This is a genomic window from Tsuneonella amylolytica, from assembly GCF_003626915.1.
In the GTDB taxonomy this organism is placed as follows: domain Bacteria; phylum Pseudomonadota; class Alphaproteobacteria; order Sphingomonadales; family Sphingomonadaceae; genus Tsuneonella; species Tsuneonella amylolytica.
Genome location: NZ_CP032570.1, coordinates 707,063 through 733,954, shown reverse-complemented (window position 1 = coordinate 733,954; position 26,892 = coordinate 707,063). Strand labels below are relative to the sequence as shown.

General features: G+C 68.7%; 24 protein-coding genes. 9 read left to right on the top strand and 15 right to left on the bottom strand.

Annotation, left to right across the window (positions count from 1 at the left end; translation table 11 throughout):
- Positions 1–15 precede the first annotated feature (15 nt).
- Together cobS and D4766_RS03720 are read left to right on the top strand one after the other, a co-directional pair.
- A complete protein-coding gene (cobS, locus tag D4766_RS03725) occupies positions 16–1,005 on the top strand; it encodes a cobaltochelatase subunit CobS (RefSeq protein WP_120716238.1) in 990 nt (329 codons plus the stop codon).
- A 73-nt stretch (positions 1,006–1,078) separates the two neighbouring features.
- Positions 1,079–3,241, top strand: coding sequence for a transglycosylase domain-containing protein (locus tag D4766_RS03720; protein ID WP_120716237.1), 2,163 nt, complete (start codon positions 1,079–1,081; stop codon positions 3,239–3,241).
- Here the strand turns inward: D4766_RS03720 and D4766_RS03715 are convergent.
- From D4766_RS03715 to D4766_RS03700, 4 genes are all read right to left on the bottom strand, one after another.
- A complete protein-coding gene (locus D4766_RS03715; RefSeq protein ID WP_120716236.1) occupies positions 3,238–3,633 on the bottom strand; it encodes a PaaI family thioesterase in 396 nt (131 codons plus the stop codon). The two genes, D4766_RS03720 and D4766_RS03715, sit on opposite strands and share 4 nt — an antisense overlap.
- Positions 3,626–4,075, bottom strand: coding sequence for a PaaI family thioesterase (locus D4766_RS03710; RefSeq protein ID WP_120718036.1), 450 nt, complete (start codon positions 4,073–4,075; stop codon positions 3,626–3,628). The genes D4766_RS03715 and D4766_RS03710 overlap by 8 nt, the downstream gene beginning before the upstream one ends.
- 241 nt (positions 4,076–4,316) lie before the next feature.
- Positions 4,317–4,532, bottom strand: a complete 216-nt coding sequence (locus D4766_RS03705) for a hypothetical protein (RefSeq protein ID WP_120716235.1) — start codon at positions 4,530–4,532, stop codon at positions 4,317–4,319.
- A gap of 302 nt (positions 4,533–4,834) precedes the next feature.
- Positions 4,835–6,535 carry an amidohydrolase gene (locus D4766_RS03700; RefSeq protein WP_120716234.1) on the bottom strand — a complete coding sequence of 567 codons (1,701 nt, stop codon included), beginning with the start codon at positions 6,533–6,535 and terminating at the stop codon, positions 4,835–4,837.
- A 90-nt stretch (positions 6,536–6,625) separates the two neighbouring features.
- Here D4766_RS03700 and D4766_RS03695 point away from each other — a divergent pair, with 90 nt between their 5' ends.
- From D4766_RS03695 to D4766_RS03675, 5 genes are all read left to right on the top strand, one after another.
- Entirely contained in the window at positions 6,626–7,870 is a 1,245-nt protein-coding gene (locus D4766_RS03695) for a threonine ammonia-lyase (RefSeq protein ID WP_120716233.1), read from the top strand.
- A 29-nt stretch (positions 7,871–7,899) separates the two neighbouring features.
- Positions 7,900–8,811: a glycoside hydrolase family protein gene (locus D4766_RS03690; RefSeq protein WP_120716232.1), complete on the top strand. Its 912-nt coding sequence runs from the start codon at positions 7,900–7,902 to the stop codon at positions 8,809–8,811.
- Positions 8,812–8,967: 156 nt separating this feature from the next.
- Positions 8,968–9,810 carry an arginyltransferase gene (locus tag D4766_RS03685; protein ID WP_120716231.1) on the top strand — a complete coding sequence of 281 codons (843 nt, stop codon included), beginning with the start codon at positions 8,968–8,970 and terminating at the stop codon, positions 9,808–9,810.
- Positions 9,776–11,950, top strand: a complete 2,175-nt coding sequence (locus D4766_RS03680; protein ID WP_120716230.1) for an autotransporter assembly complex protein TamA — start codon at positions 9,776–9,778, stop codon at positions 11,948–11,950. Before D4766_RS03685 ends, D4766_RS03680 begins: the two co-directional genes overlap by 35 nt.
- Positions 11,950–16,167 carry a translocation/assembly module TamB domain-containing protein gene (locus D4766_RS03675; protein ID WP_120716229.1) on the top strand — a complete coding sequence of 1,406 codons (4,218 nt, stop codon included), beginning with the start codon at positions 11,950–11,952 and terminating at the stop codon, positions 16,165–16,167. The genes D4766_RS03680 and D4766_RS03675 overlap by 1 nt, the downstream gene beginning before the upstream one ends.
- A 69-nt stretch (positions 16,168–16,236) precedes the next feature.
- On the opposite strand, the gene D4766_RS03670 is transcribed toward D4766_RS03675, so the two are convergent.
- The 8 genes from D4766_RS03670 to D4766_RS03635 form a co-directional block, all read right to left on the bottom strand.
- A complete protein-coding gene (locus D4766_RS03670; protein WP_120716228.1) occupies positions 16,237–16,812 on the bottom strand; it encodes a fasciclin domain-containing protein in 576 nt (191 codons plus the stop codon).
- 10 nt (positions 16,813–16,822) lie between these two features.
- Entirely contained in the window at positions 16,823–17,908 is a 1,086-nt protein-coding gene (locus tag D4766_RS03665) for a hypothetical protein (protein ID WP_120716227.1), read from the bottom strand.
- 99 nt (positions 17,909–18,007) lie between these two features.
- Positions 18,008–18,625: a lysozyme gene (locus D4766_RS03660; protein ID WP_120716226.1), complete on the bottom strand. Its 618-nt coding sequence runs from the start codon at positions 18,623–18,625 to the stop codon at positions 18,008–18,010.
- A gap of 136 nt (positions 18,626–18,761) precedes the next feature.
- Positions 18,762–20,171 (bottom strand): type I glutamate--ammonia ligase, encoded by a 1,410-nt coding sequence (gene glnA / locus D4766_RS03655; protein WP_120716225.1) that lies wholly within the window; start codon positions 20,169–20,171, stop codon positions 18,762–18,764.
- A gap of 73 nt (positions 20,172–20,244) precedes the next feature.
- The gene (locus tag D4766_RS03650; protein ID WP_120718035.1) at positions 20,245–20,583 is read right to left on the bottom strand and encodes a P-II family nitrogen regulator; all 339 of its coding nucleotides are present in this window, start codon (positions 20,581–20,583) and stop codon (positions 20,245–20,247) included.
- Positions 20,584–20,789: 206 nt separating this feature from the next.
- Positions 20,790–21,722, bottom strand: coding sequence for an N-acetyl-gamma-glutamyl-phosphate reductase (argC, locus tag D4766_RS03645; protein WP_120716224.1), 933 nt, complete (start codon positions 21,720–21,722; stop codon positions 20,790–20,792).
- Between the two features lie 4 nt (positions 21,723–21,726).
- Positions 21,727–22,074, bottom strand: a complete 348-nt coding sequence (locus D4766_RS03640) for a hypothetical protein (RefSeq protein ID WP_120716223.1) — start codon at positions 22,072–22,074, stop codon at positions 21,727–21,729.
- Positions 22,075–22,137: 63 nt separating this feature from the next.
- Positions 22,138–23,550 carry a leucyl aminopeptidase family protein gene (locus D4766_RS03635; protein WP_120716222.1) on the bottom strand — a complete coding sequence of 471 codons (1,413 nt, stop codon included), beginning with the start codon at positions 23,548–23,550 and terminating at the stop codon, positions 22,138–22,140.
- A gap of 35 nt (positions 23,551–23,585) precedes the next feature.
- Here D4766_RS03635 and D4766_RS03630 point away from each other — a divergent pair, with 35 nt between their 5' ends.
- Together D4766_RS03630 and map are read left to right on the top strand one after the other, a co-directional pair.
- Entirely contained in the window at positions 23,586–24,389 is an 804-nt protein-coding gene (locus tag D4766_RS03630) for a DUF4163 domain-containing protein (RefSeq protein WP_120716221.1), read from the top strand.
- 31 nt (positions 24,390–24,420) lie between these two features.
- A complete protein-coding gene (map, locus tag D4766_RS03625; protein WP_120716220.1) occupies positions 24,421–25,248 on the top strand; it encodes a type I methionyl aminopeptidase in 828 nt (275 codons plus the stop codon).
- A 79-nt stretch (positions 25,249–25,327) separates the two neighbouring features.
- On the opposite strand, the gene D4766_RS03620 is transcribed toward map, so the two are convergent.
- Genes D4766_RS03620 through D4766_RS03610 form a run of 3 tightly spaced genes read right to left on the bottom strand, consistent with a single transcriptional unit; the run spans position 25,328 to position 26,889 of the window.
- The gene (locus D4766_RS03620) at positions 25,328–25,618 is read right to left on the bottom strand and encodes a GIY-YIG nuclease family protein (RefSeq protein WP_194955788.1); all 291 of its coding nucleotides are present in this window, start codon (positions 25,616–25,618) and stop codon (positions 25,328–25,330) included.
- Positions 25,619–25,678: 60 nt separating this feature from the next.
- The gene (locus D4766_RS03615) at positions 25,679–26,329 is read right to left on the bottom strand and encodes a heme exporter protein CcmB (protein ID WP_120716219.1); all 651 of its coding nucleotides are present in this window, start codon (positions 26,327–26,329) and stop codon (positions 25,679–25,681) included.
- Complete coding sequence (locus tag D4766_RS03610; protein WP_120716218.1) at positions 26,326–26,889, bottom strand: ABC transporter ATP-binding protein; 564 nt, start codon at positions 26,887–26,889, stop codon at positions 26,326–26,328. The genes D4766_RS03615 and D4766_RS03610 overlap by 4 nt, the downstream gene beginning before the upstream one ends.
- Positions 26,890–26,892: the final 3 nt, after the last annotated feature.

Below are 26,892 nucleotides of genomic sequence, written 5' to 3'. Positions count from 1 at the left end.
TTAGGCCGCTTCGCGATGAACGACATGACCGACCACCTCGACACCGCCCAGCGCACCGTACTCGCCGCGCCCGACACCACCGTCAGCGCGCGCGAGGTCTTCGGGCTCGACCTCGACTGGCAGATCCCCGCCTTCAGCCAGGCCGATCCGCGCGTCCCCGACCTCGACGAAGGCTACGTGTTCGATCCGGACACCACGATGGCGATCCTGGCCGGCTTCGCGCACGACCGCCGGGTGATGGTGCAGGGCTACCACGGCACCGGCAAGTCGACGCACATCGAACAGGTCGCCGCGCGCCTCAACTGGCCGTGCATCCGCATCAACCTCGACGCGCACATCAGCCGCATCGACCTCGTCGGGCGCGACGCGATCGTGCTGCGCGACGGGTTGCAGGTGACCGAGTTCCGCGAAGGCCTGCTGCCGTGGGCGCTGCAGCACCCGGTGGCGCTGGTGTTCGACGAATACGACGCCGGCCGCCCGGACGTGATGTTCGTGATCCAGCGCGTGCTCGAACAGCAGGGCAAGCTCACCCTGCTCGACCAGAACCGCGTGATCCGGCCCGACCCGCACTTCCGCCTGTTCGCCACCGCCAACACGGTCGGGCTGGGCGATACGAGCGGGCTCTATCACGGCACCCAGGCGATCAACCAGGGCCAGATGGACCGCTGGAACCTCGTCGTGGCGCTCAACTACCTGCCCGCCGATACCGAGCAGAAGATCGTCGCGACCAAGGCGCCGCAGACCGATCCCAAGACCATCGCCGACATGGTGAAGGTCGCCGCGATGACGCGGCAGGGCTTCATCGGCGGCGACATCTCGACCGTGATGAGCCCGCGCACCGTGATGACGTGGGCCCAGAACGCGGCGATCTTCGGCGACGTCGGCTTCGCCTTCCGGGTGACGTTCCTCAACAAGTGCGACGAGGCGGAGCGGGTGCTGGTGGCCGAATACTACCAGCGCGTGTTCGGCGTGGACCTGCCCGAAAGCGTCGTCGGCCGGAACTGAACGCGGCGCTTCGGCGCGCGTTCAGCTTGCCGGGCCTATCCATGCGTGTATTGACCTGATAATACACTAAACGATGGCGATGCGCGACATCTGGGGCCGATCCCGCAATCCCGAACCGGAGCCGCCGCAGGGCGGGTACTTCGCGCTGCACGACGCCTATGGCGACGAGCCCGCCGCCGCCGACCGGTTCGAGGAGTGGGACCGCCGGCTGGACGAACTCCGCCCTGCCAAGCGGACGTGGTTCGGTCGCCAGAAACGCTGGTGGATCGTGCGCGGCATCGCGGCCGTCATCGGTCTGCTGATCCTGATCGTCGCCTGGCTCGCCGTCACCGCGCCGCTGTCGAAATCATTGCAGCCGATCGCCGCGCCGCAGTTGACCCTGCTCGCCAGCGACGGCACGCCGATCGCGCGCAACGGTGCGGTGATCGACCGCCCGGTCGAGGTGAAGGCGCTGCCGCCCCATGTGGTCGAGGCCTTTCTCGCGATCGAGGACCGCCGGTTCTACAATCACTGGGGCGTCGATCCCCGCGGCCTCGCCCGTGCGGCGTGGACCGGCTACGGCGGCGGCAGCACGATCACCCAGCAGCTCGCCAAGTTCACCTTCCTCACCCCCGAACAGACCCTGACGCGCAAGGCGCGCGAGATGCTGATCGCGTTCTGGCTGGAGGCGTGGCTGTCGAAGGACGAAATTCTCGAGCGGTACCTGTCGAACGCTTACTTCGGCGACAACGTCTACGGCCTGCGCGCGGCGAGCCTGCATTACTTCTACCGCCAGCCGGAAAAGCTGAAGGCCGATCAGGCCGCGATGCTGGCGGGGCTGGTGCAGGCGCCGTCGCGCTTCGCGCCCACGAAGCACTACGATCGGGCGGCCAAGCGGATGAAGCTCGTCGTCGGCTCGATGGTCGAGGCGGGATACCTGACGCCGGCCGAGGGCGCGCGGATGCGTCCGCCAAGGCTCGACGTGCGGCCGGGCAAGGCGCTGCCGACCGGCACCTACTTCGCCGACTGGGCACTGCCGCAGGGGCGCGCGCTGGCCGAGGCCGGTTACGGCGGCCAGACGCTGACCACCACGCTCGATTCGCGGCTGCAAAGCATTGCGCGGCGCGCGGTGATGCAGGCGCCGGGCAAGGCGCAAGTCGCGCTCGTGGCGATGCGGCCCAATGGCGAGGTCGTTGCGATGATCGGCGGCAAGGACTACGAGAAGTCGCCGTTCAACCGCGCCACGCAGGCCCGGCGGCAGCCGGGTTCGACCTTCAAGCTGTTCGTCTGGCTGGCGGCGCTCCGGAACGGGATGAGCCCGGACGACCGGATCGACAACCGGCCGATCACCACCGGCGGCTACCGCCCGAAGAACGCGGCGGGCAACTATTCCGACAGCATCTCGCTGGAGGATGCTTTCGCCCGGTCGAGCAACGTCGCGGCGGTGCGTCTGCTGCAGACGGTCGGCAGCGAAAAGGTCATCGCGACGGCCCGCGATCTGGGGGTGCGGTCGCCGCTGGCCGAAGGCGATCCCAGTCTCGCGCTCGGCACCTCGACGATGACGCTGCTCGAACTGACGTCGGCCTACGCCGGTGTGGCGGCGAACGAGTTTCCGGTGCGCGCCCGCGCCTTCGCCACGCCCGAACAGGGCTGGCTGGCGCGGGCCTGGAACTGGTCGAACCAGACCCGCCTGTCGGGCCGCACTCACGCCGACATGGAAACCCTGCTGCGGGCCGCGATCAACCGCGGGACCGGGCGCGCGGCGTCGCTGTCGGTGCCCAATTTCGGCAAGACCGGCACCAGCCAGGATTACCGCGACGCGCTGTTCGTCGGCTACGCGGGCGACCTCGTGGTCGGGGTATGGGTCGGCAACGACGACAACACGCCCCTGAACGGCGTCACCGGCGGCAGCGTGCCCGCGCGCATCTGGCGCGACTTCATGGTTCAGGCATTGGGGCGCGGGGCGGCGCGACCGGCACCGGCGCCCGACGTACAGGAGGACCCCGGCGGCCCGATCGAGCCGCTCGACGTGCCGGGCCCCGGCGACATTCCCACCGAGTTCCCGCTGGGCGACGACCGCTCGCGGGTCCGGATCGGGACCGACGGGGTGACGGTCACGACCGACGCGGAGGGCCTGCCGGTCGACGTGCGGATCGGGCGCGAGGGGGTGCGGGTGAATCCCGGTCCCGCTCCGCCCCCGCCGGCGAACGAGCGGCCGTTGCCGGAAGACCTGCCGCCGCAGGTCCTGCCGCGCTAGTCGCTTTCGACCATCAGGATGTTCATCACGGCGCTCGCGATCGGTTTGGCCGGATCGTCCTGCCACGCCTCGACCGCCAGGTTGGCATTGCGCCGCCCCAGCCGCACGATGCGGCCCCGCGCGTAGCTCGCCTGCGGCTTGCCGGTGGACAGGTACTGCACGGTGACGTTGATCGGTTTCAGCAGCGGGTCGCGCCCCGCCTCCGCCAGCGCGCTGCGCAGCGCGGCGTAGCCGGCGGTTTCCAGCAGTCCGGCGATCGCCCCGCCGTGCCAGGCGCCGGGGCGCCCTTCCAGATCGTGCGAGAAGCCGAGCGAAAGGACCGGCGCGCCGTCGTCGGTGCCGGCTACGGTGACGCCGAGTGCGCGGGCGTAGGCGGTGAGGAGATCAGCCACGCCAGACCATCCGCTTGGGGTCGAGCGTCATGAACACGCCCGTCACTTCGGCCACGGCATCGCCGGGATCGCCGTCGTGGGCGGTGCCGCGGACGAAGGCGGCGCTGCGGGTCATGCGATAGCAGGTGACGCGCCCGATCACGGACGCGCATTCGCGCGCCGGCCGCAGGTAATCGACGCGCAGGTCGAGCGTGGCGACGGGACGGAACTCGCCGTTGGCCACCCAGATCGCCATGCCGGCCGCCATGTCCATCAGGCTGACGATGGGGCCGGAGGCGAGGACCGGTTGCCGTTCGTCGCCAACGAGGTCGGCGCGCCACGGCAGTTCGAGCTCGCACCAATCGTCGCCGTGGTCGCGGTATCGCAGGCCGAGCCATCCGGGGTGCGCGCGCTTGAGCACCCAGTCCGACAGGACGGCGGGGTCGAAGGTTCCGCTGAACATGTTCATGGCGCGTGCGGGTGACGCGGCGACGCGCCCAATGCAAACGCTAAATGGACAGCAGGCGAGTGAAGAGGGTGTGTGGACCTACGGCGCAGGCCGCCGCCTTGGCATTACCAAGTCGATCTACCCGTCTCGCGCATCACCATTGCCCATCGCAACCGCGCAACCGCGCCGGACGGCGGACGAAAAAAAACGGGGTCCGGAGACCCCGTTTTTCCATCTTTCGACGTGTCGCGTCAGCTTACGGGCTGACGGCGTCGTTGTCGTCGTCGCTCACGGCGATCACGATGCCGGCGATGATCGCGGCAACCGCGAGGATCGCGAGGATGTAGTTGCCGCCGCCCAGCTCGCTGGTTTCTTCGGCGGGGGCAGCGGCGCGCGGAGCGGCCTGGGCAGCGACCGGGGCCGCCACGAGAGTCGCGGCTGCGGCAGCAGCAGCAAGGTTACGGAACTTCATACGGTATCTCCTCGAAGAGCAGTTCTATCTTTATCCGTCGTCGTCGCCCTATGCCAAGCGGTTCATCAGGGCAACCCAATTTAAATACGGAATGGGCGGGTATCTCGGTTGCTCGGCATCATCGATAACAAGTGCTGCATTTAAGCAACGGTTGCGAAGGAGCGAAAGTCCCCCACCACTAAAGCAATTCGCGAAGCCTCCGATCGTTCCGGTTTCACCTCGCGAAAATGCAGACTTTACAACGAGGGACGGTTCTCACCGTTCCCGCTTTCCCGATTGCTCGATTCGGGGTTGAGATCGGGTTAACGTCCCGCAGGCGGCAGGTCCGCGGCGGGGCGATCGTCGAGGAATACCCGCTCGCCGCCCACCCAGGTCTGCATGATGCGCGTGTTGCGGACCTGTTCGGGTGCGACGAGCAAGGGGTCGCGGTCGATGACGACGAAGTCGGCGCGCATGCCGGGCTTCAGTTCGCCGAAGCGTGTCTCGCCGAACCCGGCGTAGGCGCCCGCCGCGGTGTAGGCGGCCAGCGCCGCCTCCCGGCCGACCGCTTCCTGCGGCATCCAGCCGCCGAACGGCTGGCCGTCGGGCCCGGTGCGGCTGATCGCGGCGGCGATCCCGGCGAAGGGATCGGGCAGCTCGACCGGCGCGTCTGACCCGAACGCGAGCGGCGCCCCGGTCGCCGCGATCGAGCGCCACGCGTATGCGCCCGGCAGCCGGGCCGCGCCCAGCCGCGCTTCGGCCATGACCCGGTCCGACGTCTGGTGGACGGGCTGCATCGAGGCGATGGTGCCGTTGCGGCCGAACGCCTGGATGTCGGCCGGCGAGACGACCTGAGCGTGCTCGATCCGCCAGCGCCGGTCGCCGGTGTAGGTGAGCGCGAGCTCGTCGATCGCCGATAGCGCCTCGGCATTGGCGGCATCGCCGATCGCGTGGACGGCGACCTGGAACTTGCCGAGCGCGGCGCGGCTCATCTCGTTGCGCAGGCGCGTGGGGCCGATAAGCGGCAGGCCGCGGTTGCCGGGATTGTCGGAATAGGGCGCCTTGAGCCACGCCCCGCGCGAACCCAGCGCGCCGTCGAGGTAGATCTTCACGCCGCTCATGTTGAGGCGGTCGCCGTAGAGCCACGGCGTCGGCCCCGATCCGGCGATGAGTTGCATCGCATCGGTTCCGGCGGCGTAGGCCATGATGCGCATCTTGAGCCAGCCGGCATCGCCCGCGCGGCGCATGGACTGCCAGCCTTCGATCGTGGTGCCCATGTCGGCCGCCGCGGTCACCCCGCGGGCGAAGAGCAGTTCCTGCGCCTTGGCGAGCGCGAGGTCGTAATCGGCGGGCAGCGGCGGGGGGACGGCCTTCTCCACCAGCGCGGTCGCGGCATCGACGAAGACCCCGGCCGGCGCCTTCGAGCCGGGCAGCCGGTCGATCCGCCCGCCCGCCGGGTCGGCGGTCTGCGCGGTGACCCCGGCCGCCTTCAGCGCCAGCGTGTTGGCCCATTGGGCATGGCCGTCGACCCGCGCCAGCAGCACCGGCCGGTCGGCCACCGCGGCGTCGAGCTCGGCGGCGGTGGGGAAGCGGCCGAGGCCCCAGGTTTCCTGGTTCCACCCGCGCCCGACGATCCACTTGCGGTCGGGATACTGCGCCGCATAGGCGCGGATCGCCGCCTGCGCCTCGGCCAGCGACTTCGTCTGGCTGAGGTCGAGCGTCAGCGCGGCGAACCCCATGTTCATCACGTGCAGGTGCGAATCGATCAGCCCCGGGATCACCACCGCGCCCTTGGCATCCACGCCGTAGTCGGTGCGTTGGGGCCGCTTGTCCTTTCGCTGCAGAAGCTGCTTTACGCGGCCGTCGTCGTCGATCCAGATGCCGGTGAACCGGGTGACGTTGCCTTGGCGGTCGATCGACATGCCGGTCACGTTGTCGACCAGGGTGTCGGCCGCGGCGGGGGCGGCGACCGCGAGAGCGGCGAGGGCGGGGGCGAGGAGCGGAAGGAGGCGGGCGGTCTTCATGGCGCTATCGCCTAGGCAAGAAAGCCTGTGAAGCAAATGAACAACGCGCGAGGTTTCCCCGCACGCGCGATTGGCCTAGGCGGCGGGGCCATGAGCGAAGCCGATCCCCGCCGCCCCGGCGACCCCGCCCTCACCATCGACGACGTGCGCGCCGCGGCGGAGCGAATCGCCGGCGCGGTCGTGCGGACGCCGACGATGTATTCCAAGACGCTGTCGGCGATCGCGGGCACGGACATCTGGCTCAAGTTCGAGAATCTCCAGTTCACCGCCGCCTATAAAGAGCGCGGCGCGCTCAACGCGCTGTTGCAGCTGTCGGACGAACAGCGGACCCGCGGCGTCATCGCGGCGTCGGCGGGCAACCATTCGCAGGGGCTGAGCTACCACGGCACCCGGCTCGGCGTGCCGGTGACGATCGTGATGCCGCGCACCACGCCCAGCGTGAAGATCATGCAGACCGAGAGCGTCGGCGGCAACGTGGTGCTGGAGGGCGAGACCTTCGACGAAGCCTACGCCCACGCGCGGCTGCTGGAAAAGGAACGCGACCTCACGTTCGTGCATCCGTTCGACGATCCCCACGTAGCAGCCGGCGCGGGCACGACCGCGCTCGAGATGCTGGCCGACGCGCCCGAGATCGACTGCATGGTCGTGCCGATCGGCGGGGGCGGGCTCATCAGCGGGATGTCCACCGTGGCCAAGGCGCACGACCCGGCGATCGATGTCGTGGGCGTCGAGGCGGCGCTCTACCCCTCGATGTACGGACGGATCAACGGCTGCCCGGTGGAATGCGGCGGCGATACCCTAGCCGAAGGCATCGCGGTGAAGGAGCCGGGCGAATTCACCGCCGGCGTGATCGCGCGGCAGGTCGACGACATCCTGCTGGTCGACGAGAACGCGCTCGAACGCGCGGTCAGCCTGCTGCTCCAGATCGAAAAGACCGTGGTCGAGGGCGCGGGCGCAGCCGGGCTCGCCGCCGTGCTCGCCCACCCCGAACGCTTCGCCGGGCGCAAGCTGGGGCTGGTGCTGTGCGGGGGCAACATCGACACGCGCCTGCTCGCCAACGTGCTGCTGCGCGACCTCGCCCGTTCGGGCCGCCTCGCGCGGCTGCGGGTGACGCTGCAGGACCGGCCCGGCGCGCTTTACAAGGTGATGCGCGAATTCGACGCGCACAACGTCAACATCATCGAGATCTATCACCAGCGCATCTTCACCACCCTCCCGGCCAAGGGCCTCATCACCGACATCGAGTGCGAGGCGCGCGACCGCGAGCAGATCGACGCCCTGATCGAGAACTTGCGCGGCAAGGGCTATACGGTGACGCAGGTCGAACTGAACTGACGCGTTAGGCAGCGGAAGGCACGCCGGGTATGGTCGATTTCGCGGTCGAGGCGCTCGACGATGTCACGCTGGACATCTCCCGCCCCGACGGGCTGCTCGCCGGGTACGACCTGATGAGCCCCTACGTCTGGACGGACCCGAAGGGGTGCCACCTGCTCGTGCGCGTCCTGCCCGACCCGCTGAAGGTGGGCGATCCCACGGGCATCATCTATTCGGGCGAGGCGGATGCAAGCGGCCTCAACTTCGTCATGGACCCGCACCCGGCGATCGCGCCGGGCCCCGCGCCGGACGATGCGAAGGGGGTGGAGGACCCGACCGTGGTCATCGCCGCCGACAGCGAAGTGCTCGTCTACTACACCGGCGTCCACGGCGATCCGTTGCAGGGCTGCATGATGGTCGCGCGCGGCCTGTCGCTTACCGAATTGGTGAAGGAGCGCGTGGTGCTCAAAGCCCCCGAGGGGGAGGGCAACATCAAGGAAGCGACCGTCGCGCAAGGGGCCGACGGACGGTTCCGGCTGTTCTACGAATACGCGAAGGACAACGCCTCGCGCATCGGCATGGCCGTGGGGCCGGGGCCGGACGGCCCGTGGGAGGTCGTCGCCGATCCCTTCACCGTGCGGGAAGGGTCGTGGGACAACTGGCACCTGTCGACCGGCCCGGTCGTAAACCTGCCGGGCATGGACCCGGTCATGTTCTACAACGGCGCGACCGCCGACGCGCGCTGGCGCATCGGCTGGATCGCCTTCGATGCGAACTTCACGCGCGTCACCGCCCGCGGGCTAGAACCGCTGATTGTCCCCCCGCCGCCCGAGCACCGCGACGGGACCGACATCGCCTTCGCCGCATCCGCGCTGGTCGAGGAAGGCGACACGATCCGGCTGTACTATTCGCTGGAGGACCGCATCCTGCGCCGTGCGACGGTACGGGCGTTCCACGGCTGAGTGGCGGCGTCGGGCGGAAGGCGGAAACTTCTTCGCAACTGTGCAAACTAAGTTTCCGTTAACGACGATACGTGGTTAAAGGTCTTTTACCGCCGGGGCCGCGTGGGCATACCGGCACGAGATCGCAGACCCCGCCCAAAGGTATCAGACCCAGCCGTGACGGCCCCCGTTCGCTTCCCCCGCTTCTTCGTGACGAGCCCCGCGCCGTGCCCGTACCTGCCGGGCCGCAGCGAGCGGAAGGTGTTCACCGAACTGAAGGGCTCGCACGCGGACGAACTCAACGACGCGCTGGGCCGGATCGGCTTCCGCCGCAGCCAGACGGTCGCCTACCGGCCGAGCTGCCTCGACTGCCAGGCCTGCGTGTCGGTCCGGGTTCCCGTAGCGGAGTTCGCGCCCTCGAGCGCACAGAAGCGGAACCTCAAGCGCAATGGCGACCTCGTGGCGACCGAATGCCGCCCGTGGGCGACCGGCGAACAGTTCGAATTGCTGCGCAAATATCTCGGCGCCCGGCATCCGGGCGGCGGCATGGCCGCGATGGACGAGATCGATTATGCGGATATGGTGGAACATACGCCCGTAACCAGCTATGTCGTTGAATATCGGGAGCCCGCGGAGGGACTGAAGCCGGGCCGTCTCGTCGGTGCCTGCCTCACGGACCGCCAGGGCGACGGGACGTCGATGATCTATTCGTTCTACGATCCCGAACATGAGAAGCGGACGGGTCTTGGCAACTATATCATCCTCGACCACATCCGGCGGGCTGCCGAGGACGGTCTCGGCTACGTCTACCTCGGCTACTGGGTCGAGGGGTCCGACCGGATGCAGTACAAGATACGCTACCGCCCGATCGAATTGCTCGGGCGCGACGGCTGGCGCCGGCTCGACCGGGAGCGGCAGGACGCCCTCATCGCCGCAGCCGTCGGCCGCCCCCGCGCCGGTCGCGACGAACAAAGCCCCGCCAAGGATGCGGCACTCCATCAGTTCGGCCGCTCCGAGTAGGATCGCCATTATCGCCGGTGCGTGTGCGGCCATTGTCGCCGCGCCGCTGCCGGCGCTGGCGCAGGACCGCAACGCGCCCGCCTCGCTCGAAGACCTCATACCCGACGCCGCGGTCGAGAACCCCGAGGCGTGGGCCCAGCAGGGCACCGAACCGCAGGATGACGACGCCGATCCGACGACTCCGTTCGTCGAGGTCGATCCCGATTCGCCGCTCGCCGAGCTGCCGCCGATCGACGTGCAGTGGCCCGACGATCTGGAATTGCCGCAGCTCGCCCCGCTGGAACCCGACGATACGATCCAGTTCGCCGACGTCGAGGACCCGGGCTTCGCGCAGCCCGGCCTTGCCGACGCCGAAGTCGTACGGATCACCAAGGGTCTGGTGCTCGCCTTCCCCAGCGACGACACGGCCTTTCCGCTGCGCGACGAATTCGCCGACCGGTTCAAGGGCCTGTCGACGATCGCCGACCTCGGCAGCAGCGACGACAACATCGCCCAGCTCGCCGCCCGGGCGAAGGCCGACGAGGAACTGCTCGGCACGCTCCTGCGGGTCTACGGCTATTACGATGCGCAGGTCATCCGCACGGTCGGCGGGATCCAGCCGGACGAAGAAGCGTCGAGCACCGACCCCGAGGTCCGCTTCGACGTGATCCCGGGCCCGCGCTACCGCTTCGGCGCGGTCGATCTCGGCGAGATTACCGCGGCGGTCGACGGCGGCGCGCTGCGCCAAGCGTTCGAGATCGAGCGCGGCGATCCGATGTCGAGCGACGCGATCGTCACCGAACAGGCCGATCTCGACCGCTATCTCGGCGAAACGGGCTATGCCTTCGCCGAGATCGACGAGCCCGAACTGCTGGTCGATCACGCGCGCACCGAAGGCGACCTGACGATGAAGGTCCGCCCCGGCGGCAAGTTCGCGTTCGGCCGGATCAATTCGAACCTCCCCGATTTCCTGTCGGGCGAGCATCTCGCCACGATCGCCCGGTTCGATCCGGGCGACGTCTACCAGCGCAGCCTCGAATACGACCTCAGGCGCGCGATCGTGACGACGGGACTCGTGTCCTCGGTCGCGATCACCCCGCGCAAGGTCGCCGACCCCACCGGCGAGACGATGGGCACGGTCGATCTCGACGTCGAGCTGACCAAGGCCAAGCTAAGGACCTGGGCCGGGGCAATCGGTTACGGCACCGGCGAGGGCTTCCGCATCGAGGGAAGCTGGGAGCATCGCAACCTGTTCCCGCCCGAAGGGATGCTGCGCGTGCGCGGCATCGCCGGCACCCAGCAGCAGCTCGCCGGTGTGACCTTCCGCAAGAACAACCTCGGCGGGCGGGACAAGGTGCTCACCCTCGACGCGTTCGCCTCGACGATCTCGTCCGACGCCTACGACGCGCGCACGGTATCGCTGATCGGCACCTACGAACGGCTGTCGACGCTGCTGTTCCAGAAACCGCTCAGCTACAGCGTGGGGCTGGAAGCGGTCGCGACTCAGGAACGTCCCGCGCCGATCGGCGGCGTGGCCGAACCGCGGCGCACCTTCTTCATCGGCGCGATTCCGCTCTATGCGCTGATCGATTCGACCGACGACCTGCTCGATCCGCACAAGGGTTTCCGCTTCGGCACCCGCCTGTCGCCGGAAATCTCGCGCACCAACCGGACGCAGAGCTTCTACCTTCGCAGCCAGGTCGACGCGTCGTACTACCAGCAGGTGACCGAGAAGATCGTCGTCGCGGGCCGGGTCCGCGCCGCGGCGATCTCCGGGACCGCGCTCGACAACATCGCGCCTTCGCGCCGGCTCTATTCGGGCGGCGGCGGCTCGGTCCGCGGCTACGGCTACCAGCGGATCGGCCCGCGCGACGCTCTGGGCAATCCCACCGGCGGGCGCAGCCTGCTCGAAGGAGCGATCGAGGCGCGCATCCAGACCGGTTACTTCGACGGCGCGCTGTCGGTGGTGCCGTTCGTCGACGCAGGCACCGTCAGCCAGTCGGTCACGCCCGATTTCGACGTCGTGCGCATCGGCGCGGGCGTGGGCGTGCGCTACAACACCGGGTTCGGCCCGCTGCGTTTCGACATCGCGACCCCCATCAATCCGGGGCCGGGCGACAGCCGGGTCGCGGTCTACGTCTCGCTCGGGCAGGCATTCTGATGGCGGGCGAGGGGGGCATCGACGCCGTGCCGGATCAGGGCCCGGTCGAAGGCGAGCCGATCGAGGTCAAGGTCCGCCGCTTCGCGCGCAGCCGCCGCGCGGCCAAGTGGGCGCTCGGCATCCTGGCCGGACTGGTGTTGCTGGTGATCGCCGCGCTGGCGGTGCTCAACAGCCCCATCGGGCACCGCTGGGTCACCGACCAGATCGCCAAGGTGGCACCCGCATCGGGTTTGGAAATCGATATCGGCCGGATCGAGGGCAACCTCTACGGCAAGGCGCGGCTGCACGACGTCACGCTGTCGGACCCCAAGGGCCGGTTCCTGTTCGTGCCGATGGTCGATCTCGACTGGCGGCCGACGAGCTGGTTCACCCGCGGGCTCGACATCCGCGAACTCACGACCCACCGCGGTACGCTCTACCGCCTGCCCGAACTGAACCCCGGCGATCCCGACGCGCCGATCCTCCCCAATTTCGACATCCGGGTGGACAAACTGGCCATCCGCGATCTCACGCTGGCGAAGGGCGTGGCGGGGCCGAACGCCGAACGGGTGAACCTGCTGGCGAAGGCCGACATTCGCGACGGGCGCGCGATGGTAGAGGCCGACGGGCGATTGGGGCGGTTCGATCGCATCCACGCACTGGTCGATGCCCAGCCCGACGCGAACAAGTTCGACGTCGATCTCGACTATCTCGCGCCGCAGGGCGGGGTGCTCGCGGGGATGATCGGAACCAAGGCCGGTTACCGCGCGCGGGTGATGGGCGACGGCACCTGGACGGCATGGAACGGGGTCGGCGAGATCAAGCGCGACGGCGAGCGGTTCGCGGCGTTCCGCGTGCTCAACCGCGACGGCACCTACACCATCGTCGGGCAGGCAAATCCGCAAGCCGCGATGGCCCCCGGCCTGCTGCGCGACGCGGCGAGCGAGACGGTTTCGTACAAGGCGGTCGGCACTCTCAAGGACAGCGTCCTCGACGGCACGGTCCAGCTGGTGACCGATGCGGTCGCGGGCAGCGCACGCGGTGCGCTCGACCTGGGCGAAAACGCGGCGCGCGCGCTGGCGATCGATGCCCGGATCAAGGACCCGACGCTGTTCGGACCCGGCACGCGGGTGGAGGGCGCCCGCGTGGCGGCTACGGTCGACGGCAGTTTCCGCGACCTTTCGATCGAGCACCGGTTGTCGGTGGCGAAGTTCGTGACCGGCACCACGCAAGTGACCGGGGTGACGCAGGAAGGCACCGCGACCTACGACGGATCGCGCTGGGTGCTGCCGGTGTCCGCCAAGCTCGCGCGCATTGTCACCGGTTCGGCGCAGGTCGATCCGCGGCTGGTGAACGGCACGGTCGGCGGGCGCGTCGTCTACCAGGGCAGCAGGATCACATCCGACGGCCTTGCGATCTCCTTCCCCGGCGCGAGTGCGCGGCTCGCACTGGCCGGCGATACCGGCACCGGCAACTACCGCGTGTCCGGCCCGGTGACGGCCAACGGCCTGGCGCTCGAGAACGTCGGCACGGTCAACGGCGGCGCGCGCATCGTGGCGACGTTCGGCAATGCGCCGTGGACGCTCAGCGCCGATTTCACCGGGCGCATCCCTCGCGTGACCAACGCCACCCTCGCGAACCTCGCCGGTCCGGCGATCGCGTTCAGCGGCGGCATCACGACGGGCGGCGAGCGGCCACTGGATTTCCGCGGCGTGAGCATCAGCGCTAGCAAGCTGTCGCTGACCCTCGACGGCATGATCCGCCCCGACCGCACCAGCGTGGCCGGGCGCGGGCGGCATGTCGACTACGGCCCGTTTACGGTCGAGGGCGCCTATACCGCGCGTGGGCCCGAGGCCGTACTCGTCTTCGCCGACCCGCTGCCGAGCGCGGGCCTCAAGGACGTGCGGGTGGCCATCGCGCCGATCCGGAACGGCTTCGGTATCGAAACGCGCGGCCAGTCGCTCCTCGGCCCGTTCGAAGGTACGATTGACCTCTTCGCCCCCGCCAACGCCGCGACCCGCGTCGTCATCCGCAAGCTCGACGTCTGGAAAACCTCGGTCACCGGCGAACTGACGCTGGGCGACGGGGCGGCAGCCGGCACGCTGGCGCTGACGGGCGGCGGGCTCGACGGGACGATCGCGCTCAGCCCCCGCGGCGGCGGGCAGGGCTTCGACGTCAAGGTCGCGGCCGACAACGCCACGTTCGGCGGCGAAACCCCGATCTCCATCGCGCGGGCCGACATCGACGCCAGCGGCGTTCTTGCGACCGGGCGCACGACGGTGGGCGGCAGCGTGTTCGCGCAAGGAATCACTTACGGCAGCCTGTTCATCGGACGTCTGGCTGCGCGTGCCGAGCTCGAGAACGGGTCGGGCACGGTCACCGCATCGGTCGCCGGACGGCGCGGCAGCCGCTTTGCATTACAGCTCAACGCCGGCATCGAGCCGGACCGCGTGGCGGTCGCCGCGCGCGGCGAGTTCGCGGGCCGTCCGATCACGATGCCGCGCCGCGCCGTGCTGACGCGCCAGCCCGACGGCGGCTGGCAGCTGGCGCCCACGCAGGTCAACTTCGCCGGCGGCGCCATCATTGGCTCGGGCGAGTTCGGCGGCGGCACCAGCGCGGTGAAGCTGCAGATGGCGGACATGCCGCTGTCGGTGGTCGACATCTTCACCGAGCTCGGGCTTGGCGGGAAAATCTCGGGCGTGGTCGACTTCACGACCAATCGCAGCGGTGTGCCCACGGGAGAGGCGCGGGTGAAGGTCGCCGGCCTGACACGCTCTGGCCTCGTGCTCACCTCGCGGCCCATCGATCTTGCGATGGTGCTGCGCCTCACCCCGAACCGGCTCGATACGCGTGCGGTCATCAACGAGGGCGCGGCCCGGCGCGGGCGGTTGCAGGCGCGGATTGCGGGGCTGCCCGCATCGGGCGCGCTGTTCGACCGGCTCCGCGCGGGCGACCTGTTCGCCCAGCTCCGCTACAACGGACCGGCCGACGCGCTGTGGCGGCTTGCCGCGATCGACGCGTTCGACCTCACCGGGCCCCTGTCGGTCGCCGCCGACGTCACCGGCACGCTGGCGACGCCGCGGGTCAACGGCTCGCTCGCGTCCAATAACCTTCGCCTGCGCTCCAGCCTGTCGGGCACCGATATCAGCAACGTGGTCGCGCGCGGCACGTTCTCGGGCTCGCGCCTGCGGCTGACCAGCTTCAAGGGTACGACGCCCAACGACGGCACGGTGCTCGGCAGCGGAACGGTGGTGCTCGAGGATCTCGGCACCAAGGGGCCGCAGCTCGACATTCGTGCCGCGGCCAGCAACGCGCGCCTGCTCGATGCGAACGGCCTCAGCGCGACCGTTACCGGGCCGCTGCGGATCGTCTCCGACGGGTTCGGCGGGACCATCGCGGGCCGCCTGATAGTCAACCGGGCGAGCTGGAGGCTTGGCACTGCGGCCGAGGACGGACAGATCCCGCAGATCAAGACGCGCGAGATCAACCTGCCCTACGACCGGCGGCCTGCCGCGGCCGCCAGTGCGCCGTGGCGCTACCTGATCGACGCGCGCGCGCCGAGCAGGGTGGACGTCGACGGCATGGGCCTCGACAGCGAATGGAGCGCGGACGTGCTGCTGCGCGGCACGACCGACAACCCGCGCATCGGCGGCCGGGCGGAAGTGATCCGCGGCGACTATAGCTTCGCCGGCACCCGCTTCGACCTCACCCGCGGGGTTATCAATTTCGACGAGAACACGCCGATCGATCCGCGGCTCGACATCGTGGCCGAGACCGAGTCCGAAGGGCTCGACGTGCAGGTGAAGGTCCAGGGCAGCGCGCTGCAGCCGGAGATCACGTTCTCCTCCACGCCCGGCCTGCCGGAGGAAGAAATCCTCGCGCGCCTGCTGTTCGGCGGGTCGATCACCGAGCTTTCGGCGACCGACGTGCTCCAGCTCGGCTCGGCGCTCGCCTCGCTGCGCGGGGGCGGGGGGATGGACCCGATCAACCGCCTGCGCACGGCCATCGGCCTCGACCGGCTGCGGATCGTCAGCGCGGACCCGGCGATCGGGCGGGCGACCTCGATCGCGCTGGGCAAGAACATCGGCCGGCGGTTCTACGTCGAAATCATCACCGACGGGCGCGGATACAGCGCCACGCAGGCGGAGTTCCGCATCACCAGCTGGCTCTCGATCCTCGGCAGCATCAGCACGATCGGGCGCGAATCGATCGTGGCGAAGGCGAGCAAGGACTACTGAGGCGGATACGAAGACGCCCGGGGCGGTTCGGACCGTCCCGGGCGTCTTCGTGTTAGGAATCGCGGCGCGTCAGGTGACCGGCGCGGGGTCCGCTTTCTTGAGCAGGCCGTCGATGGGCAGGACCACGCCGTTGGTGGCAGTGATCGTTGCACCGTCGATCATGGCTTTCGACCCGTCGGAGCCGGCAACCGCGATGTCCTCGCCGCTCTCGCTGAAGGTGACGGTGCCGTCGGCAAGGGTGGTCATGGTGACCGGGCCCTTCTTCGCGGCGATCGCCTTCCTGATTGCGTCGGGGGTCACGTTGCCGGGCAGGATATGCCCGCGCAGCACGGCGACGAGCTGTGCGCGGTGCTGTTCGTCGGTCAGCGTCGCGGCCTTGTCACCGAGCTTGCCGAACGCCTCATCGTCCGGCGCGAGCACGGTGTAGCTGCCCGGTCCGTCGAACACGTCGGCAAGGCCGGCCTCCGACAGAGCGCCCGACACCGTGGTCAGCCCCGGCGCACCGCCGATCGCGGCCGCGAGTGTCTGGTTCGCATTGTCGGTCTCGCCGGACGCGGTCGTCGTGGTTTCGCCTTGCGAACAGGCACTTAAGGGAACGACCACGGCCAGCGCGAGCGCGGCGGCGAGGGGTTTCATCGTTTCCATGCCGGGCCTCTTACGTCAGCAGCTGGATGGCAGCCTGGATGAGCTGCGTGGTGGGATCGACCTGGTACACGTACCCGTCCGAATACCGGTAGTAGGAGTCCGGGCTGTCGTAATATCGGTCCTGATAGCCGTAGGGGACGTTATAGACGTCGTATCCGTTCGGGATCCGCTGGCCGACCTGGAACTGGTCGCCCGTCAGCAGTGCGGCGATCGAGGTGATCGTCGAGGTATTGGGATCGACGCGGTAGAGCACGTCGTCCGCGTAGCGATAGCTGTTGGGCGAGCCGAGGTTGTAGTACTCCCGGTAGTAGTCCGGCACGCTGACCGGCTGGTAATAGCTCGGCCACTGGTTGCCGACCGAAAGAGCGCCGCCGAGCAACGGCAGGTATCCCAAGATGCCGCCGGTGTTGTTCACCCGGTACAGGTAGCCGTCGTCGTAGTAGTAGCGACCGTCGCCGATGCCGTTGTAGCCGTAATAGGACGGCGAATAGTAGGCGCTGCGATAGTCGTAATTGCTGTTGTTCGCGAGGCCCGGGGGAGTGCAGCCGTTATTCTTTTTGGCGAGGCCCGGGGGGCACCCGTCGATGATGCCGGTTTGCCGGCTATCGAAGCCGGTGTAGCGGACATTGACATCTCGGTAGTCGGCGCCCCGATCGGTACGGACATAGTTGGTGTCTTCGGCGCGGGCGTTTCCGTTACCGTTACCGTTGCCGTTGCCCCGATTGCCTTGGGCTTCCGCACGGCGCTCGGCTTTCACGGCAGGGCCACGATCGGCCTTGGCCGCAGAACCACGGTCGGCCTTGGCCGCAGGACCACGGTCGGCCTTGGCCGCAGGACCACGGTCGGCCTGCATGGAGGGGCCGCGATCTGCCTGCTTCGACGGGCCGCGGTCGGCTTTCATCGAGGGACCACGATCGGCCTGCTTCGCGGGGCCGCGGTCGGCCTTCATCGAGGGACCCTTGTCGACTTTTGCTGCAGAGGCGTTGCCCTTGCCGTTTCCGTTGCCGTTTCCCGGGCCCTTGCCCCCGCCGGGGTCGGCTTGAGCACCGGTCGCGGCAAGTGCGAGGGCCGCCGCGCTGATCATGAAATTGCGCATTGTTAAGCTCCTTTGACACAACCAACGATAAGACTCGGAAGCCGGTTCCATTAACGAGAAACAACCGTCCGATATCCTTTGTTTTCATACCGCTGGCGGCTACCCGGCGTAGAGCGCTGCCTCCGCGGCACGGCGGCGGACGAGACCGGCGAGCACCCCGCCGCTCGCCCGGTTCCACCGCGCGAATTCACCTGCCGCGGCGGCGCGGTCTCCTTCGCGATGGCGCCGCGTCAGGGTCGCGCGTGCGATCGCGCCGGTGTTGTAGTGAAAGCTGACCAAAGCATCGAACTCGCCCTGGCTCGTCGGTGCGTCGCCGATCGCGCGGGCGACGTCGGCGGCATGGCGCGCGATGTCGTCGATCAGGCGTGCATCGCACTGGGCACGGGTCCACACGGTGCCGCGGCGGATGCCCGGGCCTGTCGCGCCCCAGCCGATGGTCCACGGCGCGCCGCCGGTGCCGGGGTCGGGATAGGCTTCCACCAGACCGTCCTCGCGCTGGTGAGCGAGCCCTTCGAACCGTTTGATGAGGGTGATGCCCGCTTCGCTCACGGACCGGGTCGCCGGCTCCGATGTCACACCTGTCACACTGTCCAGGGGCAACGGAGCGGGGGCGGCGCCGGCGGCGTCGATCGCGGCATCGAGCGCCGCTATTTCGGGCGTTAGGAAACCCCGCCCGAGCAGCTTGCGGACGGCATCGAAGATCGGCTTGCGGTGCATGTGTGCCTCGTCAGGGTGGGAAAGAGGCGGCGTCATCTGGCAGAAAAGACCGCTGTAGGACAACGAAAAGGGGCCGCCCGGATCGCTCCGGACGGCCCCTCTGTTCGGTCGCCAGCGGCCCGCGGGCCGGGGCTTCTTACGCGCTGTAATACATGTCGAACTCGACTGAGCTCGGCGTGGTTTCCCAACGGCTGACGTCGGCCCACAGGATCTCGGCGTAGGCGTCGATCTGGTCCTTGGTGAACACGTCGCCCTTCAGCAGAAACTCGTGATCCGCCTCCAGAGCCTCGAGCGCCTCGCGCAAGCTGCCGCACACGGTCGGGACTTCGGCCAGTTCGGCCGGCGGCAGGTCGTAGAGGTTCTTGTCCATCGCCTCGCCCGGGTGGATCTTGTTCTGGATGCCGTCGAGGCCCGCCATCAGCAGCGCGGCGTAGGCGAGGTAGGGATTGGCCATCGCGTCGGGGAAGCGGAACTCCACCCGCTTGGCCTTCTCGCCAGTGCCGTAAGGAATACGGCACGATGCCGAACGGTTGCGCGCCGAGTAGGCGAGCAGCACCGGCGCCTCGAAACCCGGGACCAGCCGCTTGTAGCTGTTGGTCGTCGGGTTGGTGAAGGCGTTCAGCGCCTTGGCATGCTTGATGACGCCGCCGATGAAATAGAGGCAGGTGTCGCTGAGGCCGGCATAGCCGTTGCCCGCGAACAGCGGCTTGCCGCCGTCCCAGATCGACATGTGCGTGTGCATGCCGCTGCCGTTGTCGTCCTTGATCGGCTTGGGCATGAACGTCGCGCTCTTGCCGTAGGCATGGGCGACCTGGTGCACGACGTACTTGTAGATCTGCATGCGGTCGGCGGTCTCGACCAGCGTGCCGAAGGTGAGGCCGAGTTCGTGCTGCGCGGCGGCCACTTCGTGGTGGTGCTTGTCGCACGGCAGGCCCATTTCGAGCATGGTCGTGACCATCTCGGCGCGGATGTCGACCGCGCTGTCGACCGGAGCGACGGGGAAGTAGCCGCCCTTGGCGCGCGGGCGGTGCGCCATGTTGCCGCCTTCGTAGTCGCGGCCCGTGTTGGTCGGCAGCTCGATGTCGTCGAGCTTGTAGCCCGAACCGTCGTAGCCGTCGTAGAACTTCACGTCGTCGAACATGAAGAACTCGGCCTCGGGCCCCACGTAGATCGTGTCGCCGATGCCGGTCGACTTCAGGAAGTTCTCGGCGCGCTTGGCGGTCGAGCGGGGGTCGCGGGCGTACCATTCACCTGTGGACGGTTCGACGACGTCGCAGAACACGATCATCATCGGGGTCGCGCTGAACGGGTCCATGTAGACCCGCTCGAGATCGGGCTTCAGGATCATGTCGCTTTCGTTGATCGCCTTCCAGCCACCGATCGACGAACCGTCGAACATGAGGCCGTCCTCGAGCTCGTCCTCGCCCAGCACGCTGGAAACCATCGTCAGGTGCTGCCACTTGCCGCGCGGATCGGTGAAGCGCAGGTCGACCCATTCGACCTCGTTCTCTTCGATCTGCTTGATGACGTCCTTGGCTTTCGACATGTCTTACCTCTTGGATGGCCCGCTGGATGGTGCGGGTGGGGAGTGGAGCGACGCCAGGGCCGGCGCCACGAATTCAGATGGCCGCGTCGTCGCGTTCGCCGGTGCGGATGCGCAGCGCGGTATCGATGGTGGACACGAAGATCTTGCCGTCGCCGATGCGCCCCGTCTGCGCGGCGGCGGCAATCGCCTCGACCACGCGTTCGGCCTGATCGTCGGCCACGACGACTTCCAGCTTCACCTTGGGCAGGAAGTCCACCACGTATTCGGCGCCGCGGTAGAGTTCGGTGTGGCCCTTCTGGCGGCCGAACCCCTTGGCCTCGGTCACGGTGATGCCGGATACGCCCACTTCGTGCAGCGCCTCCTTCACCTCGTCCAGTTTGAACGGCTTGATGATCGCTTCGATCTTTTTCACGTGACCCCCGGTTGCGGCGTTAGGTGTATCCGTCCCCTCGCGCGGTTCAAGAATCGTGCCAAGGATCGCGGCATGGGCGTAGGCCATCGGGCCCGCAATTCAAAGGGTGGCTGGGCAAGATTCGGTGAGGCGAGGGGCCCGTACGGGCAACATTCCGAAGCGTGCGATTTTAGGCTGCCGCAGATGCGGGCAGCGGGTGCCTAAAATCAGGGCAGTTGAAGTCCCGCTGTCTCGCTCAAGCCGGCCATGAGGTTGAGGTTCTGGACCGCCGCGCCGCTCGCGCCCTTGCCGAGATTGTCTAGCATCGCGACCAGCCGGACCTGCGACCCGTCGGGCGCGGCGAAGACGTGTAGTTCCATGCCGTCCGACGGCGCGCGCGATTGGCGCAGCACCAGTTCGCCGCCCTCGGGCGTATCGCCCAAGCGCACGATCGGGCTTCCGTCGTAGAACGCGGCCAGGCAATCGCGCAGCGCGTCCGCGCCCGCGGCGCCAGGGATCGCGGCGAGAGGGAGCGGAACCTCGACCACCATGCCCCGGTGCGCGGGTACGACCGCGGGCGCGAACAGCGGAGGATGAGCAAGGCCGCACAGGACCTGCATCTCGGCCACGTGCTTGTGCCCCAGCCCCAGCGCGTAGCCGCGCCAGGCGATGTCGCGGTCGGCCTCGAACCGCTCGATCAGGCCCTTGCCGCCGCCCGAATAGCCGGACACTGCATTGACTGTGAACGGCCAGTCGGCCGGCAGCAGGCCCGCGCGAACGAGCGGCGCGACGAGCGCGATGAACCCGCTGGGGTAACAGCCGGGATTGGTGACGCGGGCGGCACCGGCGACGGCATCGCGGCCGACGATCTCGGGAAAGCCGTAGGTCCACCCGCCGCTGACGCGGTGCGCGCTCGATGCGTCGATCACCCGCACCGGGCTGGCCGGGTCGATCAGCGCCACGGCCTCGCGCGCGGCATCGTCGGGCAGGCACAGGACGGCGAAGTCGGCTCCGTTCAGCGCCTCGCGGCGGGCGGCGGAATCCTTGCGCCGGTCGCCAGCCAGCGCGACCATTTCGAACTCGGCTCGGCCCGCAAGCCGGTCGGCGATCTCGAGCCCGGTCGTTCCCGCCGCGCCGTCGATGAACACGCGCGTCGGCACGCTCTCAGCCCTCGATGACGAGCGCGCTGAGGGGGACGTAGCCCGACGGCCCCTGCGGACCCAGGCAGATCCAGCACCACGGACCGGCGTAGTCGAGCGCCTCGACCCGGGTCCCTTCGGCAAGGGTCGTCACCTCGTCCGATCCCTCGCGCGGCTGGCACAGCAGGGTCGCTCCGCCTTGGCCGATGGTGCGCAGTTGCGGCACGACATAGTGCGCGCACAGGTACGTCTCGGCGAGCGCGATGTGTGCGAGGTCGCCGCGGATGGGCAGCGTACCCGTCGCCGGGCGCTCGCGCGGACCGGACAGCGACAGCTGCCCTTCCGGCAAGGGATATGGCGCCGTTTCGGTCACGGCAGGAGGTTGCCCCGCTTCATCGTGCGGGCGCTTATAGCGCCGCGAGGCTGACGGCAAGTTTCAGCCGTAGCGGGCCTGCAGCATGTGCCACGCGGCGCGCAGGCCGTAGGCGGCGCCGCCCTTGGGCCGGCCGGGCTTGGCGGCGGGGCGCCAGGCGAACGTGTCGAAGTGCGCCCAGTCGATAGGCGTTCCGTCATCCTTGGCGCCAACGAACTTGTCGAGAAACAGGCCCGCCACGCTCGCACCGGCGAAGGCGTTGCCGTGCGCGTTGTTGGTGTCGGCGATGTCGGACTTCAGCCATTCGGCATAGGCCTCGGGCAGGGGCAGCCGCCACGGTTCGTCGTCGTGCGCCTTGCCCGCCTCGATCAGCGCGGCGGCGGTCTCGTCGCGCCGGGCCATCAGCGCGGGATAGTCGGGGCCGAGCGCCACGCGCGCCGCGCCGGTGAGGGTGGCGAAATCGATGATGAGGTCGGGGTTCTCCTCGCTCGCCCGCGTCAGCGCATCGCCGAGGATCAGGCGCCCTTCGGCGTCGGTGTTGCCGATCTCCACCGTCAGCCCCTTGCGGCTGTTCAGCACATCGCCGGGGCGGAAGGCGTTCGACGAAATCGCGTTCTCCACCGCGGGCACCAGCAGGTGCAGCCGCACCTTCAACCCCGCGCCCATGATCAAGCCCGCGAGCGCCAGCGCGTGCGCCGCGCCGCCCATGTCCTTCTTCATCAGCGCCATGCCGCTGGCGCCCTTGATGTCGAGCCCGCCCGAATCGAAGCACACGCCCTTGCCGACGATCGCCAGCACGGGGTCGCTTTCCTTGCCCCAAGTGACGTGAATGAGGCGCGGTGCGTGCTCGCGCGCGGCGGCGCGGCCGACTGCGTGGACCATCGGGTATTCGCGCTCCAGCGTCTCGCCCTTCGTCACCGAAAGCGTGGCCCTGTGCGCCTTAGCCAGCGCCTCGGCCTCGGCCTCCAGGGCGGCGGGGCCCATGTCCTCGGCCGGCGTGTTGACGAGGTCCATGACCTTGCACGTCGCGCGCGCCTCGGCCTGCGCCGGCTCGATCGCCCTTGCATCCTTCGTCAGCAGCACGCGCGGGCCCGCGGCATCGGTGTCGTCGCGATAGCGGGTGAAGCGGTACTGCGCGGTCTGCCAGCCGAACAGCGCGGGGCCCGGCTCGCGGCCGTCCACGCGGTAAGTCCCCTCGGGCAGAGCCTCGGCCAGCTTGGCGAGGCACCAGCTCGAAAGATTCGCCGGATCGGCAACGCCGCCGACCGCGAACCATCCGTCGCCTTCGGGAACGATCGCCACCTGATCTCCGCCGCCGGTGAACTTCTGCGCCTCCAGCGCGGCGCGCTGCCCCTTCGTCAGCTTCTTCGCCCAGTCGCCGAACCCGTCCTTGTTCACGAGGTGGATGGCGATTCCGGCCTGCCCGCGGTCTGCCTGGACGAGGGCGGGCTGGATCGTTTCGGTGCTTTTGCTCATGTACGGTCCACCTAGTGCCTGTCCGGAGAATTCCAATGCCGCATCACCGGTTCGCTGCCTTCGTTACGCTGGCCTGCGCCGCCTGTTCCTCGCCCGCCGAGGTCGCGGAGCGCACGGGCGTGACCGTCGATGCGATGGCGAGCGCGAGCGCGACCGGGGCGGCCGGCGCGGCGAAATCGGTGAAGGAGGAGACGGACGTCTTCAGCTACGAACTGTCCTATCCGGCCCAAGTCGGCGCGATCCCCGAACTCGCCGCGAAGATCGAGGCCGATGCACGGCGGTCGCGGAACGAGATGCTGAAGGCGGCCGAAGCCGAAAAGGCCGACCGGCAGGAGAACGATTTTCCCTTCAACCCGCACAGCCTGTCGAACAAGTGGCAGGTCGTGGCCGACCTTCCGGACTATCTCAGCCTGTCCAACTCATTCGCCACCTACACCGGCGGGGCGCACGGGATGTACGGCCTGACCGGACTGATCTGGGACAAGAAGGCGGACCGGTCGTTCCCGTCCGAAGAGCTGTTCACGTCGGCCGCCACGCTGGGCTCGGCAATGGGTGATACATTGTGCCGGTCGCTCAATGCGGAGCGGGAGCGCAAGGGGATGGAGATCGCCGCGCAAGGCGCGGACCCCATCTTTCCCGCCTGCCCCTCCTTGGACGAGGCGACCGTGCTGGTGGGGTCGTCCAACGGCAAGACCTTCGACCGGATCACAGTCTGGTACGGGCCCTACGTGGCGGGATCCTATGCGGAAGGGGCCTACGAACTCGATTTTCCGATGACGGCAAAGATGCTGAATGCTGTAAAGCCGGCCTATCGCGCGGCGTTCAGCGCGGGGCGGTGACTTTTCGAGAGGTTGCCCCTATGTGCAGCATATGACCGAATACCAGACCGTCACCGGCACCGAGACCGTCATCCGCGACGGCACCATCAAGCTCCACGGACCGGAAGGGTTCGAGGGCATGCGCAGGGCCGGACGGCTGGCCGCCGAAATCCTCGATGCGCTGGCGCCGATGGTGCAGCCGGGCGTGACCACCGCGGAACTCGACGACGTGGTGCGGCAGATGACGCTCGACGGCGGCGCTGTGCCCGCCACGCTCGGCTACCGCGGTTACACGCATTCCTGCTGCATCTCGATCAACCACGTCGTGTGCCACGGCATTCCGTCGGACAAGGCGCTGAAGGACGGCGACATCGTCAACATCGACGTGACTCCGCTGCTGGACGGCTGGCACGGCGACTCCAGCCGGATGTACCTTGTCGGCGACGTCTCGCTGAAGGCGAAGCGGCTGGTCGACATCACGCACGAATGCCTGATGATCGGCATCGAGAAGGCGCAGCCCGGCGCGCGGCTGGGAGACATCGGCGCGGCCATCCAGGACCATGCCGAACGGCATCGCTACGGCGTGGTGCGCGAGTTTTGCGGCCACGGCCTCGGCCGCCTGTTCCACGACGCGCCCGAGGTGGTTCACGCCGCGAAGGCCGGCACCGGCCCCGAACTGCGCCCCGGCATGTTCATGACCATCGAACCGATGATCAACCTCGGCCGGCCGTGGGTAAAGCTGCTCTCCGATGGCTGGACCGCGGTTACGCGCGACAAGAGTCTCTCCGCGCAGTTCGAACACTCGATCGGGATCACCGAGACCGGCAACGAGATCTTCACGCTAAGCCCGACGGGGCGCGACAAGCCGCCTTACAACTAGGCGTCATCCCAGCAAAAGCTGGGATCGCTCTCCCAAAATCACCCCCCGTCATCCCAGCGCAAGCTGGGATCGCTCTCGGCTAGAGGATGACCTCGAACAGATCGTTCCAGCTCGGGTTCGTGCTTTCGATCAGCTCGATCTTCCACGCGCGTTTCCACGCCTTCAGCGCTTTCCCGCGCGCAATAGCCGCCGACCTGTCTTCATGCGCTTCGGCGTAAACCAACATCCTAATTCCGTACTTCCGGCAAAAGGCCGAACCTTTCCCCTCGCGGTGCTGCATCATCCGCGCCGCAATATCCGACGTAACGCCGATGTAGAGCACGCCGTTCGGCTTGTTGGTCAGGATATAGACCCAGCCGCCTTTGGTCACTGTTTCACCATAAGGCCAGCGATCCCAGCTTTCGCTGGGATGACGGATCGGGAGTTCCGCTCATGTTTCTCTTGCTGCCCGCACCGCCGCACCGCTGGCAAACGGTGCCACAGCGCACAGCGCCAGACTGATCGCTCCACACAGCGCCAATCCCGCGCCGTCGGGGTTGGCAAGCGCGCCCGCGCCGAAGATCAGCACCGGCACCGCCAGCGGGATCAGCAGCAGGCCGCCCAATGCCGTGCCGCCGCGCAGAGTGGCGGTGAGGGCGGAGATGACGAGGCCGATCGCAGCGAGGCCGGGAGTGCCGGCCAGCAGCCCGAGGAGCAGCGTACGGGTCGTCTCGCCCGGGAGGCCGAGGAGCGCGCTCGCGGGGAGGGCGGCGAGGAGGAGCAGCGGGCCGAAACTCAGCCAGTGGGCGAGCAGGCGGACGGCGAGCACAAGCTCCTCCGAAATTCCGCGCAAGGCGAACTGGTCGAAAAACCCTGACTCCAGGTCGGGCGCGACGAGGCGGTCGATCGGCAGGATCGCGGCGAGCAGCGCGGCGACCCACAGCACCCCGCCGCCGGTGCGTGCGAGCAGCGGCGCGTCGGGTCCGACTGCGAAGGGAAACAGCACCGCGACCGCGACGAAGAACAGCACCGGCAGCCACGGGCCGCCGCGGCCGCCGCCGAACAGCAGCCCGAGATCGCGGCGGAGGAGGGCGGAGATCATGCGGCGAACTCCGCCAATTCGATCCGCCTGAGCCCCGGAAGCGCGAACGGCTGGTGCGAGGCGATCACCGCGATGCCGCCGTCAGCGCAATGGTCCGCCACGCGCGCCTGCAGACCCTCGGCCGCCCGCACATCGAGCCCGTTGAGCGGTTCGTCGAGCAGCCAGATGCCGCCTTCTCGAGGGGCGCTCTGCACGGAGCCTGCGCGCTTGCGCTGGCCGGTCGAGAGGAAGCGCACCGGCACTTCGGCCAGCGCCGGATCGACCGGCAGCGGTGCGCGATCGATCCGTGCCCAGAACGCCATCGCCTTGCCGAGCGGCAGGTGTTCGTCGAGCGGCAGGCTGCCGTCGAGCAGCGCCACCGGCCCGGTCCGCTCGACCGATCCCTCGAAGGGGCGCAGCAGTCCGGCGAGGATGCGCAGGAGGCTGGATTTGCCGGTCCCGTTCTCGCCCGCGACTTGCAGCGCTTCGCCCGGCCCGAGCGCGAACGGCAGGCCCGCGAACAGCAGGCGGTCGCCGCGCCGGCAGGCAAGATCGTGTGCGGCGAGACGGGCCCCTTCCATCGT